This window comes from Larkinella sp. (assembly GCF_965227735.1).
In the GTDB taxonomy this organism is placed as follows: domain Bacteria; phylum Bacteroidota; class Bacteroidia; order Cytophagales; family Spirosomataceae; genus Larkinella.
On record NZ_OZ245776.1, the window covers coordinates 5,797,695 to 5,815,326 of the forward strand.

A 17,632-nucleotide genomic window follows, 5' to 3' on the forward strand; every position below is an offset into this window, starting at 1 on the left:
ATGAAAACAACAGGTTCGTTCAAACGGCTAAGCGGTCAACTCCACCTGTGGCTTGGGCTGGCGTCGGGGATCGTGGTTTTTGTGGTGAGCATCACCGGTTGCCTCTTCGTTTTTGAAGAAGAAATCCGGAACATCACCCAAAAGGAATTTCGCTTTGTCGAACCGCAGAACCGGCCTAGGATCTCGCTGGCACAGGCAACAGCGATTATTACGCAGCAGTTTCCCGACCAGAAAATCGAGCAGATCCGCTTGTTTTCGGCTGCCGACCGAACCATCATTGCCAAACTGGTCGACAAAAATGCCGTGAGCAAAAAGAAACCGGGCAAAGAGGACGAGGAAGAGTATGAAGGAAAGAAAGTGGTCGTTTCGCTGAATCCGTATACCGGCGCGGTGCTGGGGCCGTGGAACATGGATCAGGATTTTCTGCACACGGTTGAAAAAATGCACAAGACCCTGCTGCTCGGAGAAGTTGGCAAATGGATTATCAAGGTAAACATTGTGATCTTTCTGGTCATGCTGATTTCGGGGCTGGTGTTGTGGTTTCCACGGAAGAAAAATCAGGTTAAAACCGCTTTCACACTGAAGTTTGATGCCAAATGGCAGCGGATCAATCACGATTTTCACAACGTTCTCGGTTTTTACTTCGTCTTTCCGCTCCTGCTGATCACCCTCACGGGAATCTGGTGGGCCATAAAACCGTCGCAGAAACTGGTGTATGCGGTTTTGGGCGATACCAGAAAAGAGATGAAAAAGCCGGTTTCCGTTGTTCAGCCGGGTCGGGTGTTCAGTCCGGTGCAGGCTTTTGAAACCGTCGCGCCCCACCATCCCGGCTGGAACGAAGCACACATCAATTTTGCCAAACATTCAAAAGATGCGGTCAAGGTCAATCTGCGGTATCCGTACGAGATCGTTAAAAAACAGAATGTGTTCGAATTTGATCAATATTCCGGGAAGCTGATGAAATCGGAGCTGTTCAACGACTATTCGGCCGCCGACAACGTCAAGCACGCCAACCGGGATCTGCACACCGGGCAGGCTTTTGGCTTATTTGGCAAGATTTTGATGTTTCTGGCCAGTCTGTTTTCGGCCACCCTGCCCTGGTCCGGTTTCCTGATCTGGTACCAGAAAAAATACAAAAAACCGGTAGCCAGGCCCCGGCGGGTTCCGGTTCCGGCCAGTCAGGAAGTGAAGCGAAAACCAGTTTATCAACCCCGCGTTCCGGTGAAAGCGTGACAAGTCTTTGGGAAATTGCCCCAGAAACGGCCGAGAGGCCGTTTTTTTGCGTTTAAACCGGGCACTTCCAGGCCCGTTATCCGGATTGCGGGACCCGGTATGGCTCGTTCACTACCCGCTGTGAGTTACCGTTGAAAGCCTGAATCGGGCGGTTCTACCTTTGTTGTGTTCAATCAGTCACACACCAACCAACACAACCAATCAGAATGAACCAATCGATCAGACTACTTACCTTTTCACTTTGTTTTTCAGCGTTGACCGGATTGGTATCCTGCGAGCGGGAAACGCCGGTTTCTCCACGTCAAGCCGCAACCGAACAACCCCAAACCGTTGGCCTTGACGACGAAATTCTGGTGGTGGCGTCCAAAAAATACACTCTGGTAAAACACGGCACGAAAACGCTGGCCTATGCTACGGACGGGAAGTTAAAGAAAGTCACCTTCAGCCCCGGCCATTACATCGACTATACCTACCAGGATGGGGAGTTTCGGCGGGTGTTTACCAAAGAGTACAATGACAACAAGCTGGATGTGGCAACGACCTATTATATCCACCGGGCACAGGTTGCCGGAGGTTATTCGTACGAATCAAGTCCGCCCGCCGGGGCCTACTATAAAAATTATCCGGATCAGTGTTATCTGGTTAGCACCGAGAGGTATATGCACTACAAACAGGGGGATGAAATCATCAAGACAGAACACCTCTATACCTACAATGACAAAGGACAACTGGCGAGGATGGATTTGAGTAACTTTCAGGGCACGTATTATCCGAATAAACGCATCGACTTTGCCTACAATGCTGCCGGTGATTTAACAAAGGCGACGGAGTTCAATGCCCAGAATGTGAAAATCCGTGAATCAACGTTCGAATACACGGCCTTTGGCGATCCGATTCAGAACGACCGGAATGCGCTAAACCCGGAGGAGATGCAGGTGGATCCGTATGTGACGGTTTTTGGCCAGTATAGCAAACACCTGGCCCGGGGCAAAAAACGGGAAGCTTTTGCGCCGTATAGTTTGCTAAGCAATACGTATTACCAGTACGCGATCAATGGCGATGGGTACGTTACAAAACAGGATACGTATAACCTTATGAACGCTCAATTGATCCTTTCCACGCCTTTTGAGTATACAGTTACGTTTCCCCGGATTGTGCTGTAGAAGGGGGGATGGAGCCGGGTTTCTGAGCGTTTAGGTCGACAACGATTTCGCTGTCGACCTAAACGCTCAGGAACCGGTTATGATTGGAAAACTGATCAATCTTTGTGTCCCTTAGCTATTTATCCTGACTCCTTCTTTCCAAATTCCTACAATTGATAATGTGTCCGAAATGTTTTCTGTTGGATTTCCTTTTACTAATACCAAATCAGCTCTTAACCCTTCAGTAATTTGTCCTCTGTCAGTCAAGTTAAATCTTCTTGCAATTACGGATGTCGCTGCCTTTAAAACGTCAATTGGAGTTAAGCCTGCTTCAACTAATAACTGCATTTCATGATGAACACTTACTCCGTGAGCAAGACCACCTAAATGGGCCATTGGTACCGATACATCTGTGCCAACAAGTATATCCACGCCCGCATCATGCAAGTCTTTTACATTGTTAAAATTATCTTCCATTTTACCTGATGGGAAAGTATTGAAACAAGAACACATTGTCATTTTCCAATCTTCATTTAATTTGCTTTCTACTCGTTCATCATGTGCTATATGGCAAGCTGATTTGCCGATAATGGATGAATTTAATACCAAACAAGGCGTTACAAAAATACCTTTATCAGCAATGGACTTAATTAACTCAGGTGTCCAGTCTGGTCGGTCGATAAATAAATGGGCTAAACCATCTACACCCACTTCAACTGCTGTTTTTGCAGCTTCTGCTGTCAATACATGTGCTATGGCTATTTTGCCTAATTTGTGAGCTTCGTCAACCGCTGCTTTTAAAACTTCAGTTTTTATCATCGGCAAACCTGGTGCATTCATTACCGTTCCTTCTTCAATCATTATTTTGAAGTAATCTGCTCCATTTTCCATTTGTTGTTGCACAAACTGCACCGCACCGGTTAGGGTTGTAACATCCGGTTTATTCCCGTCTTCGTTTTCCCTTTCCGCGAAGGCAGCTATAAACTCCTTTTTCTCTTCTTCCGTCATTTTCTCCATCTTTTTCAAGATAAATCCTGGTATGCCTTCTTCTTTAGGAATTAATTCATCGGGATGTCCTCCGGGCGCAGTCAATGCCATACCCGATGAGCGAACATCAGCAATCATACTTTTATTTTTGAGTTGTAATTCACGACCTTTTTTTGTCATTCCACCTTGCATTTCCAGTTCGGTGGTTATACCAAATCGTATCGCTTCTTTTAGTGAGTCTTCTGACGTGTGAACGTGGGCATCAATTAAGCCGGGCAATAATGTGCATCCGTTTCCGTCAATAATTTCTGCGTCAGAAGGCACTTCTTTTGAAATACTGATGATTTTTCCATTTTCAAATACTACGGTTTTTTGCCCTAATACTTCATTGCCGTCAAATACATTGGTGTTGACAATGGCCGTTTTATTATTCTGTATCATTTTGTTATTGTTAAATTAATGATGCAAAATTATTTCTTCGGCAAGGTTGAAAATTGTATAAATCGGTCGTTTTCGTTTTTGCTCAGTTCCCGTGGTGTCACACCGGCGAACTTTCTGACATTTTTAATAAAATGGGACTGATCCGTGAAGTCCTGTTCGGGAAAAAGCTTGCCTTCTTTGAGTTGCCGGAAAGAAGCCCTGAACCGCAGAATCGTGCAGTACGCTTTGAGGGAGATGCCGAATCGCTGGTTGAAATACCGGTTTATTTGTCGGCTACTCCAGTTCACGGTTTCAGCAATCTCCTGAATCGGGATTGAGCCATCAGAAGCATACATGAGCGCAAAGAGGTTTTGCTTTCGGGGGTCTATATCGGCGGGTAGCTGACTGATAAAATGGTTGCTAAGGACACCACAAAAGTGATCGAATGCCTGGAAGTCGCGGGTCGTAATTCCGAAATAATCCGGCGGTAAACGGTACACTGAATCGACCAGCGTGGGAAATTTTCGATCAAAAAGGTAGTCAATAGCGAGTAATTTGAAACTAACGGCAAAAAAGCGGCTTCCCGGAGTCAGGCTCGCGTGCGAAGGCTCGCTTCCCAGTCCCAAGAGGGTAAGTTCATACGGTTCCTGAAAAGAGAAAAAGAGGTCAATTCTGCCATCCGGCACAATGATCACCGGTTTTTCCTGATCAGAATGATTGGACAGCATCCAAAAGCTATCGACGAAATCAGAAAGCGGGGCATCCGGTTTGATTTCCTGGTAGTCAATTCCTGTCATTGTCGGCATGGTCGTATCAAGTCGCCAAGGGCGGCCATATGACCGTTAACCTACCGGAAAAAAACTAAAAAAACGTAGGTCGCCCGGAAAATCGACTCATTTCCCGGATCAAAGTTTGCCAAGCGGTTTCGGACGAACTTCGGGGTGTCGCCCAGCCCAAACGCCAGTTCGTCTGCGAAGTGAAAACCGGCTGGCAGGCTACTTACCGATTCAGACCCGGCAACTGTCAACCCGAAGACCCCCGTTGTTGATTCCGGTTGGGAGGGCGTGGGAAGCACTGCTACTTTTGAGTAAGCCATTCAATCAAAAAATCCATAGCGGGTCGAAATCTGACAGGATGACCTATGGAGTTGATAGTAAGTAGTGTGTATTTTGTAGTGTTTAAAGCGCCCGGCCCTGGCCGGGCGCTTTTTTGTGCCGCTGGATAAGAACCGGAAGCGACTTGCCGGCGTATTTCAGCAAGTTATGGGCCGGAAACGACCAGTTATTTATCCGTTCTTTCAAAAGAGCGCAATTAGCTCTACTTTCGATTAACAAATTCACGATAGCTTTAAGGACATCAACCAGACTAAATGTGTCAAAACATGAGAAACACAAAACGGCAGATCACGAAAGAAAGGCGTTAGAAGAAGAGCTCGAAACTGAACGGGTCATCAATTTTTTTGCGATTTCACTCATTGATCAAACAACCGTCGAAGAGGTGCTGTGGGACGTTGCGAAGAACTGCATCGCCCGGCTTAACTTCGTCGACTGCGTGGTTTATCTGCTGGATGAGAAACGGAACGTGCTGGTGCAAAAAGCCGCCCACGGACCCAAAAATCCCCGGTCGTACGAAATTTTCCAGCCCATTGAAATTTCCATCGGGCAGGGAATCGTAGGCTCGGTGGCACTGACGGGAAAAGCCGAGATCATCGGCGATACCTCGCAGGACCCCCGCTACCTCCGGGACGACGACATGCGGTATTCCGAGATCACCGTACCGATTCTGCTGGAAGGGAAAGTGATCGGTATCATCGATGCCGAACACCCCGACAAGAACTTTTTTCAGCCCCGGCATCTGCACATCCTGACGAGCATTGCCCGTCTGTGTGCCCAGAAAATCCGGCGCGTGCAGATCGAACAGGCGTATCAGCAAACCGAGCGGCAATTGCTGGAAAATAACAAACGGATTGCGGAAACCAAGCTGCTGGCCCTGCGGATGCAGATGAATCCACACTTTGTGTTCAACAGCCTGAATGCCATCAATAAATTTATTCTGCAAAACGAGGTGGACGAAGCTTCGCTGTATCTAACCAAGTTTTCGCGGTTGATGCGGCAGATGATTGATAACACGCAAACCGAGTGGGTGTCGTTGCGCAGTGAACTGAAGGCCTTGCAGACCTACATCGAACTGGAACAATTGCGGAGTGATAATACTTTTGACTTTTCACTGGTGATCAACCCCGCCATTAGTCAGGACACCGTCCACGTGCCACCATTGCTGTTGCAGCCGTACGTCGAAAATGCGATCCGGCACGGCTTGTTGCAGCAGAAAGCCGAAAAACCGTTGTTGCAGATCGATTGTCAGCAGGTGGCCGGTTTTCTGGTGATCTGCATTGCCGACAACGGTATTGGCCGCGAAGCGTCGAAACAGTCGCAGGGCAACGGACTGATGGCCCACAAAGCCCACGGCAGCCGGATTGCGGAAGAGCGGTTGCAGATTGTCAATGAAATTTACGGCGTCGATGCCCGGATCGACGTGGCCGACCTGGTCGATTCGGCGGGTGTATCGGCCGGAACCTGCGTTACGTTTACCATGAAACTCAAATAACCATGACAGCCATTATTGTCGATGACGAAAAACATTGCCGGGACGTTCTTGCTCTGTTGCTTCAGCGGTTTTGCCCGCAAGTGCAACTGCTGGCGTCCTGTGTAGACGGAACCGAAGGCTATCAGGCCGTTGAAATGCACCACCCGGATCTGGTTTTTCTGGACATCGAAATGCCCGGCATGAGCGGATTCGACATGCTCGAAGCCTGCCGTTTCAATGCATTCGACGTTATTTTTACAACGGCCTACAACGAATACGCCATCAAGGCCATTCGGCACAACGCGCTGGATTACATCCTGAAGCCCATTGACAAAGATGAACTGGTGAAGGCCGTTCAGAAGGCCCAACAGGAGCGACTGACCCGCACCCCGGCCAAAGTCGAGAGTTTTGTCGACTACCTGCACCGCCAGAAAACCGGTGACCGCATCGCGCTGCCCACGCTCGAAGGACTGCAAATCATCAACAGCGAAGAAATTTACTACTGCGAATCGGACGGCGGTTACACCCGGTTTTTCCTGACCAATGGCAAGATCGTTTTGATTTCGAAGACGTTAAAGGAGGTTGAAGATGTGCTGGAAACCAAGGGGTTCTGCCGCGTTCATCACGGTTACCTCATCAACCTGCGTTACGTTCAGCGTTACATCCGGGGCGATGGGGGCGAGGTGATCATGGAAAACAACAAGAACATTCCGGTGTCGCGGAACAAGAAACAGGAGTTTCTGAACTTGCTGGAAAAGATTTAAGGACGGTTTTCGGGCCACGATGACCCGTTGATATACAATCTACCGAGTTTATTCCGGTTTCGGATGGCCCACAGACGTCGGCTGGCCGAAACCGGATATTTTTGTAATTTGCTCCTGAATCCTAACGCCTTACCGAAAACCATGAAACGAAGTATGTTGTCGGCCCTGCTGACCGGGCTTGCCGGTGTCGCTTTCGCCCAGACGCCTTATCCCACCATCGGTTCCATCGAACGACTCGACCCCAAACTGGATGCGCTGATTGCGAAAGACGCCCAAATGGACGTGCTGGCTTCCGGCTTCGTCTGGTCCGAAGGGCCGGTCTGGGTCAGGGAAGAGGGCGGTTATTTGCTGTTCTCGGATGTGCCACAAAATACGGTTTATAAATGGACGGAGAAAGACGGTTGTCTGCCGTTTATCAAACCATCGGGCTACACCGGCGTTGGTCACTACAGCGACGAGCCCGGCAGCAACGGGCTGGCTCTGGACGGCAAGGGAAGACTAATTTCGGCGGAGCACGGCGACCGGCGCGTCTCGGCATTGGTACTCAGTGGCGCATCGGGCGGCAAGAAAACGCTGGCGGACCATTATAAGGGCAAACGTTTCAACAGCCCCAACGATGTGGCTCCGCATTCGAATGGCAGTGTTTATTTTACCGACCCGCCCTACGGTTTGCCGGAACGCGAAAAAGACACCAAAGCGCGGGAACTGGATGTTTTCGGCGTCTACCGGGTGGAACCCGACGGCAAAGTGACTCTGCTCATCAGCGACCTCACCCGCCCGAACGGAATTGCCTTTTCGCCCGACGAAAAAACGATGTACATTGCCCAGTCGGATCCGCAAAAACCGTACATCATGGCCTATCCCGTTCAGACCGACGGAACCGTGGGCAAAGGGCGGATTTTTTACGACGCCAGTGAAGGAATAAAACAAAAACTGCCGGGTTTGCCTGACGGTCTCAAAGTTGATAAAGCCGGTAATGTGTGGTCGAGCGGGCCGGGTGGCATACTCGTCGTTGCACCCGACCGGGCCGATGGTCCCGGCAAGCTGCTGGGCCGGATTCGGACCGGCGTCGCCACGGCCAACTGCGCTTTCGGCAACGACGGTTCAACGCTCTACATTACCGCCGACATGTACCTCATCCGGATCAAAACGCTGACCAGAGGGTTCTGAAAACCGCCCTCGATGCCCTCGCTGTGACCCCGGCTTTTATCCGGGGTGCAGGTGAGCCAAGTACTTTATTCTTAACTCTTCACTCATAATTCTTCACGCTGTTCTTAATCTCGCTATATTTGTACTGTAGCTGGTATGAAAGGTGTAGTGAGGATTTCTGGGTTATAAGGTTATGATTGAGAACAGAAAATACATTGTCATCGGCGTTTTCTGTCTGGTTGGGCTGGTCTATCTGTCGCGTTTGTTTTATCTGCAAATCCTGGATGACAGTTATTCACTGGAATCGTCGAGTAACTCCATAAAACGGGTCATCGAGATCCCGTATCGCGGTCAGATTTACGACCGGAACGGGAAATTCATGGTCTATAATACGCCGGTGTACGACCTGTACGTCACCCCCCAAAAAGTACAAATTCCGGATACCGCAGCCTTCTGTCACTTGCTGAGCCTGGAGCGCACGGAATTTGACAGCATCATGGCGGCAGCCAAGGCGCATTCTTACCGAAAACCGTCGTTGTTTTTGCGGCAGTTGTCGAAAGAAGATTTCGCCCGGATTCAGGATGCGCTGGTCGATTACCGGGGTTTCGAGCACGTCACGAGTTCGATGCGGACATATCCGGCCCACACCATGGCGAACGCGCTGGGCTACGTCAGCGAGGTCAGCCGCAAGCAGCTCGACGAGCAGGAAACACCGTATTACCGGCAGGGAGATTACATCGGCCGCAGCGGTCTGGAAGAACAATATGAATCCGTTTTGCGGGGACAGCGGGGCATCAAATTCGTGATGCAGAACGTCCATGGTGTGGTGAAAGGCTCCTGGAAAGACGGCGCGTTCGATTCGCTGGCCATTGCGGGGAAAAACCTGCATACCGGGATCGACGTCGAAATTCAGCAGTATGCCGACACGCTGATGCAGAACAAAGTGGGTAGTGTTGTCGCCATCGAACCCGCAACCGGTCAGGTTCTGTGTATGGTTTCGGCCCCAACCTACGACCCCAATGCCTTATCGAGCCGGTTTTTCTCCAAAAGTTATTCCAAACTGGCCAAAAATCCCTACAAACCGCTGATCAATCGCCCGGTGATGGCGAGTTACCGGCCCGGATCGACCTTCAAACTGATTCAGGCGCTGGTGGCTCTGCAAGACGGTGCGGTGTCGCCCGGTTCGATTTTCAGCCACACCGGTTCGCCGATGAAGTGCCACTGCAACCGGTCGGGCCGACTGAATCTTTCCGGTGCGGTGCAATACTCCTGCAACCCGTATTTCTACCACGTTTTCCGGCGGTTGCTCTACAACAACGCCGAGCGCAACACCTTTAAGGCGTCGGCGATGGGCTTGCACCACTGGCACGACAAGGTGGCGAAGTTTGGAATCGGGAGCCGGTTGGGCATTGATTTGCCGAGCGAATTGAGAGGGAGTTTGCCGGATGCTGATTTGTACGACAAACTCTACGGCGAAAAGCACTGGAAATTTTCGACGGTGTATTCCCTCAGCATCGGCGAAGGCGAGTTGCTGATCAACCCGTTAAAAATGGCCAACGTCGCTGCGATTATTGCCAACCGGGGCTGGTACTATACACCCCACATCGTGAGCGGCATCGGTGAGCCGGGAAAAGGCATCGACCCGAAATACCTCGAAAAACACGATGTCGGTATTGATCCACAGCATTTTGAAATCGTTGCCGAAGGCATGCAGGGCGCGGTTGAACACGGCACTACCACCTTGGCCGCCGTGATTCCGGGCATTACGATGTGCGGAAAAACCGGTACTTCCCAAAACAAGAAAGGAAAAGACCATTCCATCTTTGTGGCCTTTGCGCCCCGCGAAAATCCGAAAATCGCCATTGCGGTTTTTGTTGAAAATGCGGGTTGGGGCGGCATTGCTGCAGCCTCGGTGGCTTCACTGGTGATCGAAAAATACATCAAACGACGGGTTGATAACCACGCGCTGGACAAGAAAGTGAAGGAGGCCAATTACCTGCCTGCGATTACGCCACCTAAAAAACCGGCACCCAAAAAGTTTGTAGAGCCGCCAAAGGACAGCACGGCCAAACCAATGATCGTGAAAACGGTTCCTGCCCGACCGGTGGCACCTGCCCAACCGGAAATCCAATCGCTGGCTTCCCGGCCGGTGACTACCAACGGAAATTAAGTATTCATCGTCTATAAGCAGACCGGCGACCCGGTCATCATACCTTTGGTTTCGAGAGAACCACAAATTACGCAAAACATCGATTGGGTAACGCTCATGCTGTACATCGCCTGTGTGTTGATGGGCTGGCTGAACGTGTACGCGGCTGTCTACAGCCCCGAAACCCAAACGAACCTCTTCGATATGTCCACGGAAGCGGGTAAACAATTGATGTGGATTGGCACAACGGTATTGCTCATTATTGCCATTCTGGTCATCAACTACCGGTTTTGGGATACCTTTGCTTTTGTCATCTACGGCATAACGATCCTGTTGTTGTTATTGGTGTTGGTAGCGGGGTCCAATGTCAACGGTTCGCGGTCGTGGTTTAAACTGGGGGGCTTTTCTCTTCAGCCTGCTGAGTTTGCCAAACTGGGTACGGCTTTGGCCCTGGCGCGGTATATCGACTATCCAAACGTTAACCTGACCAAACTGAAAGACCAGCTCTCGTGTGCGGGGATTATTGCCCTGCCGGCTTTGCTCATCATTGCGTCGAACGAAACCGGCTCAATGCTGGTGTTTGCCTCCTTCATCATCATGCTCTACCGCGAAGGGCTGCCGGGATTTTATCCGCTGATTGCCATTGTGATCGTGACCTTGTTCATCCTGACGCTGATTGTACCGAAACTCATTTTGTTTGGGGCTATTCTGGCCCTCGGTCTGCTGGTTTTCTTCCTGACTCCCCGCTACCAGCGTTCGGTGCAGAATGTGATGGTCATCGGCATCACGGCGGTTTCGATGATTGCCATTGTGGCCGGTGTCGATTTTTTTGTGAACAGTGTCTTGCAAAAACACCAGCAGAACCGGATCAAAGTATTGGTCAACCCGGCGGCCGATCCGCTGGGCGTGGGCTGGAACGTGACGCAGGCCAAGATTGCCATTGGTTCCGGGCGATTACAGGGGAAAGGTTTTCTGGAAGGAACCCAAACCAAACTGGACTTTGTACCCGCACAAAGTACGGATTTTATTTTCTGCACAATTGGTGAAGAACACGGTTTTATCGGAAGTGCAGTGGTGTTAATTATGTTCGTTTTTCTATTGTGCCGGATTGTAATCCTGGCCGAAAAACAACGAACGCGCTTCGCCCGGGTGTACGGGTATTCGGTGGCGGGTATTCTCTTTTTTCACCTGATGATTAACATCGGGATGACCATCGGCCTGATGCCGGTCATTGGCATTCCGCTGCCGTTCTTTAGTTACGGCGGTTCATCACTCTGGTCGTTTTCGATTCTGCTCTTTATTTTCCTGAAACTGGATTCCCGCCGGGTGGGCATGTTTACGCGGTAAAGGAACAAGGTAATTTCCAATGAAAAATGATGAACGCTAAATATAAAAGTGTTTCAAAATGCGCACTTTTATATTTAGCGTTCATCATTTTTCATTGGAAATTACTTTTACTAAACAACTTTGACCGCAATCCGGTGGCAGGCGTTGTTGCAGTAGCCTTCCGGATTCCATTGGGGCATCACCATCGGCTGCGAAACGCCCGCATCGTCGACGGCCCGTGCCCAGATTTCGTAGTAGCCTTTCTGCGGAAGTTTGAGCTCTGCCGTCCACTGCTGCCAGGCCAGCCGGTTTTTGGGGTTCTGGAGTTTGCAGGGTTGCCACGTACTGCCGAAGTCGAAGGAAACCTGCATGGTTTTCACCGCCCGGTCGCCCGCCCAGGCGTGGCCGCGCAAGCTGATCGACTGACCCAGATCCACCGTCGCCCCGGTTTTTGGAAATGTGATGAGGGATTTGACCGGCATGGATTCGATAATTTTGAACTGATTTTCCGGCGGATCGACACCCGGCTGAACCGGATCGATCGGCACTTTGTAGCTTTTTCCGGTCATTTTCGCCCCATCGTGTACCTTGTTACGAATGGCGATGGTGTGTAGCCACTTGCCCGAAGCCGAAGCCGGCCAGCCACCAATCACCAGCCGCAGCGGGTGGCCGTGCGTCAGCGGAATGTCCTTCCCATTCATGGCCCAGGCCACCAGCGTTTCGTCTTCCAGTGCTTTTTTGATCGGAACACCCCGCGAAATCACCGGTTTGGTCGGGTCCTGACTAATGTGTAAATCTTTCCCGTAATACCCAATGTAAACCGCATCCTCTTTCAGACCGACATCCGCCAGAATGTCTTTCAGCCGGACGCCCGTCCACTCGGCACAGCTTACGGCACCGTCGCTCCACTGGTTTCCGGCGGTTTGGGGGGCGTATCCTGCCCGGCCATTGCCAGCGCACTCGAGCACCAACTGGTAGGTATAGGTTTTGAATTTTTTCTTTAAATCGCTGAGAGAATAGGTTTTAGCCGCCTTTACGGATTCGCCGTTGATGGTAAGCTTCCAGTTGGCCACATCGATGCTCTCGGGAATCAGTCCATTGTTTCGGATGAACATTTTATCGGCGGGCGTAATGGCATCGTCGAGCAAATGGGCGGGCGGTTCAACGTTCCACGGTTTGTCGTTCAGCACGATCAGGTCCTTGTTTTTAGTCAGCATCGGGTTAGGTTCCTGAAAAGCAAGCGGGAGGTAACCGGTTGGCAGGCGGTCGGCGAAGGCAATTTTGGTGCCCAGCATCCCGGCCATTGTGGCCAGCGTACTTTTTTTGAGGAAACCCCGACGGTTGAAGAGCGATGATCGATTCATGAACGCAAGTAAAAGGATTGGGTTGAATAGCTCAAAAGTAGCAAAAAAAGACCTACAAGGGGCTTTAATCCTTGCAGGTCTATAAAATTAGTATTGTAAGCCGGATATTACACGACGGCTTCGCGGTGAATGATCGCACCCCGATCCGGTCCGGTCGAGATAAAGCTGATCGGCAGGCCCAGTTCGGCTTCTAAAAAGTCGATGTAGTCAGCCAGTTCGGTCGGCACTTCTTCGTACGTATGAAAGGTAGCCAGATCGGTTTTCCAGCCTTTGAATTCCTTATAAATCGGAACGACGGCCGTATCACACAGGTCATAAGGCAGTTGTTCCGTAACCGTGCCGTCCGGCAACTGGTAATGCGTACAGATGTTGATGGTGTCGAAAATGTTCAGAACATCGACCTTCATCATGATCAGTTGCGTCACGCCGTTGATCATGATGGCGTATTTCAGCGCGGGCAGGTCGAGCCAGCCACACCGGCGGGGGCGACCCGTCGTAGCGCCGAACTCCCGGCCTTCTGCCCGCATCCGTTCGCCGGTTTCGTCCGACAATTCGGTGGGGAAGGGGCCGCTGCCAACACGGGTGCAATAGGCTTTGAAAATACCGAACACCTCACCAATTTGCCGGGGCGCAATGCCCAGGCCGGTGCAGGCACCCGCTGTCATCGTGTTCGAACTGGTTACGAAAGGATAGGAGCCAAAATCAATGTCGAGCAGCGATCCCTGCGCACCTTCCGCCAGCACTTTCTGGCCCGCCGTCAGTGACCGGTTGACCTCGTATTCGCTCTCAACCAGTTGAAACTGCTTCATAAACTCCACCGCTTCGAAGAATTCCGTTTCGGCCTGTGGCAAAACCGACTGGTAATCAAACTGATGGTGATCCAGCGTAATCTTGTGGAGGTCAACCAGTTTGGTGTATTTGGCGCGGAAATTCGGCGAAAGCACATCGCCCACGCGCAAGCCCTGACGGGCTACTTTGTCCTGATACGTAGGACCGATTCCGCGCAGGGTCGAACCGATTTTCGATTCGCCTTTGGACAGCTCATAAGCCGCATCCAGCAGGCGGTGGGTCGGCAGAATAATCGATGCTTTCTTGGAAATAAAGAGGTTACGCGTCAGATCGAGGTTGTATTTGGCTAAACCGTCGATCTCTTTCCGGAACACGATCGGGTCAAGAACGACGCCGTTTCCGATGATATTTTTAATGTCTGTCCGGAAAATTCCCGACGGAATCTGGTGCAGGACGTGCTTATAACCGTCGAATTCCAGCGTATGACCGGCATTCGGTCCACCCTGAAACCGGGCCACCACTTCGTACTGCGGGGCCAGTACATCCACAATTTTCCCCTTACCTTCGTCGCCCCATTGCAGGCCGAGTAATACATCTACCATAATAAAAATTTAAAAATGACTGCGTTCATCGAGTTATATTTTAGTCGTTGAAACGAAGTGTTTGGGCGTTATTTGCCCATAATTAGTAATGACTACGACACCAGTGGTTGTCCGCCGTGTTCCTGAAGATCTTTTTCCTCCTCGCTTTTAGACCGGTTTTCGCAGTGGTCGCGCTGGCAGCTTCCGTAGAAAATCAGCGAATGGTGCATTACGTTGAATTTCAGCATATCACCCACCAGCGACTGAATGTTCTGGACGCGGGGATCGCAAAATTCCATCACGTGGTGACAATCCGTACAGATAATATGATCGTGCTGCTTGTAACCGTACGACTTCTCGTATTGCGCCAGGTTTTTTCCAAACTGGTGTTTGGTTACCAGATCACAGTCCACCAACACATCGAGGGTGTTGTAAACCGTCGCCCGGCTGACCTGGTATTTCTTGTTTTTCATCGAGATGTAGAGTTCATCGACATCAAAATGATCTTCACGGTTATAGATCTCTTCCAGAATAGCGAAGCGTTCCGGGGTCTTCCGCAAGGCTTTGCTTTCTAAATACGCCGTAAAAATTTTCTTTGCGGCATCGAGGTTGGCTTGTTTCGCTATGGGCATAACTTCACATTTATGAATTCCGGAGTTCGGCGTGTTGAGCTTAAGAAGCTGGTAGTAAAGTATATACGAGACTATTTACCCCCATATCCGTTCCCTCCAAAATCCCAGAACTCGCTAATGCAGTACAAAATTAATCAAACCGGGCTACTTTCACGACTCCATCGACTTTTTCGAGTTTTTTCATCAATTCTTCGAGGTGACGGGTGTTGTGAACGTATAACTTCAGGGTGCCTTCAAAAATTCCGTCTTTCGAGTCAATCGTGATCGACCGGATGTTGATGTGCAGTTCGTTGCTGATGATTTTGGTCACGTCGTTCACCAGGCCCACGCGGTCGGTGCCCGTGATCCGCAAACCGGCCAGAAAAGCCAGGTCGCGTTGCGACGTCCACTTGGCTTTGATAATCCGGTTGCCGTGGTTCGACATCAGTTCAACGGCATTCGGGCAGGTGGTTCGGTGGATCTTGATGCCTTCGTTTACCGTCACAAACCCGAAAACGTCGTCGCCCGAGATCGGATTGCAACACTTCGCCAGCGTGTAATCGATCCGGTCCATGTCTTCGCCGATCAGCAGCATGTCGGCATCGGCCCGCTCGCCGTGGAGTTTCTTCAGTTCTTTTTCAAACTGTTTTCCGTCCTGAAGCGTATCGGTATTGAGTTTGTTTTGGCGGTTTTCCTTGGATTCCTTATCCGATTTGAACCGCTTCAGCTCCTGAACATCAATGTGTCCCTTGCCGACGCGGTAGAAGAAATCGTTGGACGTTTTGGAGCCGAAATAGGCCCGAAGCTGATTCAGCACTTCGTTCGTCATTTCCAGACGAAGCGTTTTCAGTTTCCGGGCCACGGCTTCGCGCCCGTCCGTAATGTGCTGTTTGTTCTCCTCCTTGATGAGGTCTTTGATCTTGGTTTTGGCTTTCGACGTCACCACAAACCGCAGCCAGTCCTCGTTCGGTTTTTGTTTGTTGGAGGTAATGATCTCGACCTGATCACCATTGTTCAGCACGTGGCTGAGCGGCACCAGCGTCGTGTTGACCTTGGCCGCCATACACCGCGCCCCTATCTGGGTGTGAATGTCGAAGGCAAAATCCAGGGCCGTGGCACCCCGCTGCAAAACCTTTAAGTCACCTTTGGGCGTAAAGACGAATACTTCCTCGCTGTAGAGATTGCTCCGGAAGTCGTCCAGAAACTCGATGGCCCCGGTTTTTTCGTTGCTGGCCGATTCGAGCATTTCGCGCACCTGACTAATCCAGGTTTCGATGCCGCGCCCGGTCTGGGTTTCATTGCCTTTGTATTTCCAGTGAGCGGCATAGCCTTTCTCGGCGATTTCGTTCATGCGCGCCGTCCGGATCTGCACTTCGACCCACTGCCCGGCTTTGCTCATGACTGTGGTGTGCAACGACTCGTAGCCGTTGGCGCGGGGGGTGCTGATCCAGTCTTTCAGCCGGTCGGGGTTGGGCTTGTAATGATCCGTCACCACCGAATACGCCTGCCAGCAACCGGCTTTTTCGCTTTCGGGCGGCACGTTCAGAATGATCCGGATGGCAAACAGATCGAAGATTTCCTCGAACGGTTTTTTCTGTTTGCTGAGCTTGTTGTAAATGGAATAAATGGACTTGGGGCGGCCTTTCACCACAAAATCGTAGCCCATTTCTTTCAAATCTTCCTCAATCGGCTCAATAAAGCGGGCAATGAAGCGATCCCGGGCGGTTTTGGTTTCCCGCAGTTTCCGGGCAATGTCTTTGTAGGCTTCCGGTTCGGCGTATTTTAAGTACAAATCTTCGAGTTCCGACTTGATCGCGTTCAACCCCAGGCGGTGGGCCAGGGGTGCGTAGATGTAAATCGTTTCGGAAGCAATTTTGAGTTGTTTGTCGCGGGGCATCGAGTCGAGCGTCCGCATGTTGTGCAACCGGTCGGCCAGCTTGATCAGGATCACCCGCACGTCGTCCGACAACGTCAGCAGCATCTTGCGGAAGTTTTCGGCCTGTTGCGAAGTGCCGTATTCGAACTTGCCCGAAATCTTGGTCAGGCCGTCGATGATCCGGGCCACCTTCGGACCGAAGAGCCGGTCGATGTCGGCAATCGTCATATCGGTGTCTTCCACGACGTCGTGCAGCAACGCGGCAACGATGGAGGTGGTCCCCAATCCAATTTCTTCAACGGCAATCTGGGCAACGGCGAGCGGGTGATAGATATACGGTTCGCCCGACCGCCTGCGCATGCTCTGATGGGCTTCCAGGGACGTATTGAACGCCTTTTTGATCAATTTGGCGTCATTATCCTTCAACATCGGTTTCGCTTCCCGCAGTAACCGGCGGTAGCACTTCAAAATTTCTTTCCGTTCCTGGTCAAGGTCAATGACCGGTTCAGCGGTTATGTCCATAGGGGTGCGTCCTTCTTCTTGGGTTATAAGCTGCATCACTTTCGGCTACAGGATATACATTAATATTAGAAAACTGGCTCAGCAAATCAAAGGAATAGTTAGAAAAAATAATCCTCGTTCAGGAAGTGGTTGT

The 17,632-nt window shown here is 50.8% G+C and carries 13 protein-coding genes; 7 read left to right on the plus strand and 6 right to left on the minus strand.

The window, feature by feature from the left end:
- Positions 1 to 1,233 (plus strand): PepSY-associated TM helix domain-containing protein, encoded by a 1,233-nt coding sequence (locus ACO064_RS22670; protein WP_421829502.1) that lies wholly within the window; start codon positions 1 to 3, stop codon positions 1,231 to 1,233.
- A gap of 206 nt (positions 1,234 to 1,439) precedes the next feature.
- The gene (locus ACO064_RS22675) at positions 1,440 to 2,396 is read left to right on the plus strand and encodes a hypothetical protein (RefSeq protein ID WP_421829503.1); all 957 of its coding nucleotides are present in this window, start codon (positions 1,440 to 1,442) and stop codon (positions 2,394 to 2,396) included.
- Between the two features lie 111 nt (positions 2,397 to 2,507).
- Here ACO064_RS22675 and ACO064_RS22680 read toward each other — a convergent pair whose 3' ends face one another.
- Positions 2,508 to 3,803, minus strand: coding sequence for an amidohydrolase family protein (locus tag ACO064_RS22680; RefSeq protein WP_421829504.1), 1,296 nt, complete (start codon positions 3,801 to 3,803; stop codon positions 2,508 to 2,510).
- A gap of 29 nt (positions 3,804 to 3,832) precedes the next feature.
- Complete coding sequence (locus tag ACO064_RS22685) at positions 3,833 to 4,588, minus strand: helix-turn-helix domain-containing protein (protein ID WP_421829505.1); 756 nt, start codon at positions 4,586 to 4,588, stop codon at positions 3,833 to 3,835.
- 565 nt (positions 4,589 to 5,153) lie between these two features.
- On the opposite strand from ACO064_RS22685, the gene ACO064_RS22690 reads away from it, so the two are divergent.
- From ACO064_RS22690 to rodA, 5 genes are all read left to right on the plus strand, one after another.
- Positions 5,154 to 6,389: a histidine kinase gene (locus ACO064_RS22690; RefSeq protein ID WP_421829506.1), complete on the plus strand. Its 1,236-nt coding sequence runs from the start codon at positions 5,154 to 5,156 to the stop codon at positions 6,387 to 6,389.
- Positions 6,390 to 6,391: 2 nt separating this feature from the next.
- Entirely contained in the window at positions 6,392 to 7,132 is a 741-nt protein-coding gene (locus ACO064_RS22695) for a LytR/AlgR family response regulator transcription factor (protein ID WP_150876007.1), read from the plus strand.
- A 141-nt stretch (positions 7,133 to 7,273) separates the two neighbouring features.
- On the plus strand, positions 7,274 to 8,302 hold the full coding sequence (locus ACO064_RS22700) for an SMP-30/gluconolactonase/LRE family protein (protein ID WP_421829507.1): 1,029 nt from the start codon (positions 7,274 to 7,276) through the stop codon (positions 8,300 to 8,302).
- 172 nt (positions 8,303 to 8,474) lie between these two features.
- Positions 8,475 to 10,451: a penicillin-binding protein 2 gene (gene mrdA, locus ACO064_RS22705; RefSeq protein ID WP_421829508.1), complete on the plus strand. Its 1,977-nt coding sequence runs from the start codon at positions 8,475 to 8,477 to the stop codon at positions 10,449 to 10,451.
- Between the two features lie 96 nt (positions 10,452 to 10,547).
- Positions 10,548 to 11,777: a rod shape-determining protein RodA gene (rodA, locus tag ACO064_RS22710; RefSeq protein ID WP_421831053.1), complete on the plus strand. Its 1,230-nt coding sequence runs from the start codon at positions 10,548 to 10,550 to the stop codon at positions 11,775 to 11,777.
- Between the two features lie 110 nt (positions 11,778 to 11,887).
- Here rodA and ACO064_RS22715 read toward each other — a convergent pair whose 3' ends face one another.
- The 4 genes from ACO064_RS22715 to ACO064_RS22730 form a co-directional block, all read right to left on the minus strand.
- Positions 11,888 to 13,120, minus strand: coding sequence for a sulfite oxidase (locus ACO064_RS22715; protein ID WP_421829509.1), 1,233 nt, complete (start codon positions 13,118 to 13,120; stop codon positions 11,888 to 11,890).
- A 107-nt stretch (positions 13,121 to 13,227) separates the two neighbouring features.
- Positions 13,228 to 14,511 carry an adenylosuccinate synthase gene (locus ACO064_RS22720; RefSeq protein WP_421829510.1) on the minus strand — a complete coding sequence of 428 codons (1,284 nt, stop codon included), beginning with the start codon at positions 14,509 to 14,511 and terminating at the stop codon, positions 13,228 to 13,230.
- 92 nt (positions 14,512 to 14,603) lie between these two features.
- Positions 14,604 to 15,122 (minus strand): Fur family transcriptional regulator, encoded by a 519-nt coding sequence (locus tag ACO064_RS22725; protein WP_114409446.1) that lies wholly within the window; start codon positions 15,120 to 15,122, stop codon positions 14,604 to 14,606.
- A gap of 130 nt (positions 15,123 to 15,252) precedes the next feature.
- Complete coding sequence (locus tag ACO064_RS22730; RefSeq protein WP_114409445.1) at positions 15,253 to 17,499, minus strand: RelA/SpoT family protein; 2,247 nt, start codon at positions 17,497 to 17,499, stop codon at positions 15,253 to 15,255.
- Positions 17,500 to 17,632: the final 133 nt, after the last annotated feature.

Coding starts and splice junctions, on each gene's coding strand:
- ACO064_RS22695 (WP_150876007.1), top strand. CDS start 6,392: ATGACAGCCATTATTGTCGATGACGAAAAACATTGCCGGGACGTTCTT.
- ACO064_RS22725 (WP_114409446.1), bottom strand. CDS start 15,122: ATGCCCATAGCGAAACAAGCCAACCTCGATGCCGCAAAGAAAATTTTT.
- rodA (WP_421831053.1), top strand. CDS start 10,548: ATGCTGTACATCGCCTGTGTGTTGATGGGCTGGCTGAACGTGTACGCG.
- ACO064_RS22715 (WP_421829509.1), bottom strand. CDS start 13,120: ATGAATCGATCATCGCTCTTCAACCGTCGGGGTTTCCTCAAAAAAAGT.
- ACO064_RS22720 (WP_421829510.1), bottom strand. CDS start 14,511: ATGGTAGATGTATTACTCGGCCTGCAATGGGGCGACGAAGGTAAGGGG.
- ACO064_RS22730 (WP_114409445.1), bottom strand. CDS start 17,499: ATGGACATAACCGCTGAACCGGTCATTGACCTTGACCAGGAACGGAAA.
- ACO064_RS22670 (WP_421829502.1), top strand. CDS start 1: ATGAAAACAACAGGTTCGTTCAAACGGCTAAGCGGTCAACTCCACCTG.
- ACO064_RS22675 (WP_421829503.1), top strand. CDS start 1,440: ATGAACCAATCGATCAGACTACTTACCTTTTCACTTTGTTTTTCAGCG.
- mrdA (WP_421829508.1), top strand. CDS start 8,475: ATGATTGAGAACAGAAAATACATTGTCATCGGCGTTTTCTGTCTGGTT.
- ACO064_RS22685 (WP_421829505.1), bottom strand. CDS start 4,588: ATGCCGACAATGACAGGAATTGACTACCAGGAAATCAAACCGGATGCC.
- ACO064_RS22680 (WP_421829504.1), bottom strand. CDS start 3,803: ATGATACAGAATAATAAAACGGCCATTGTCAACACCAATGTATTTGAC.
- ACO064_RS22700 (WP_421829507.1), top strand. CDS start 7,274: ATGAAACGAAGTATGTTGTCGGCCCTGCTGACCGGGCTTGCCGGTGTC.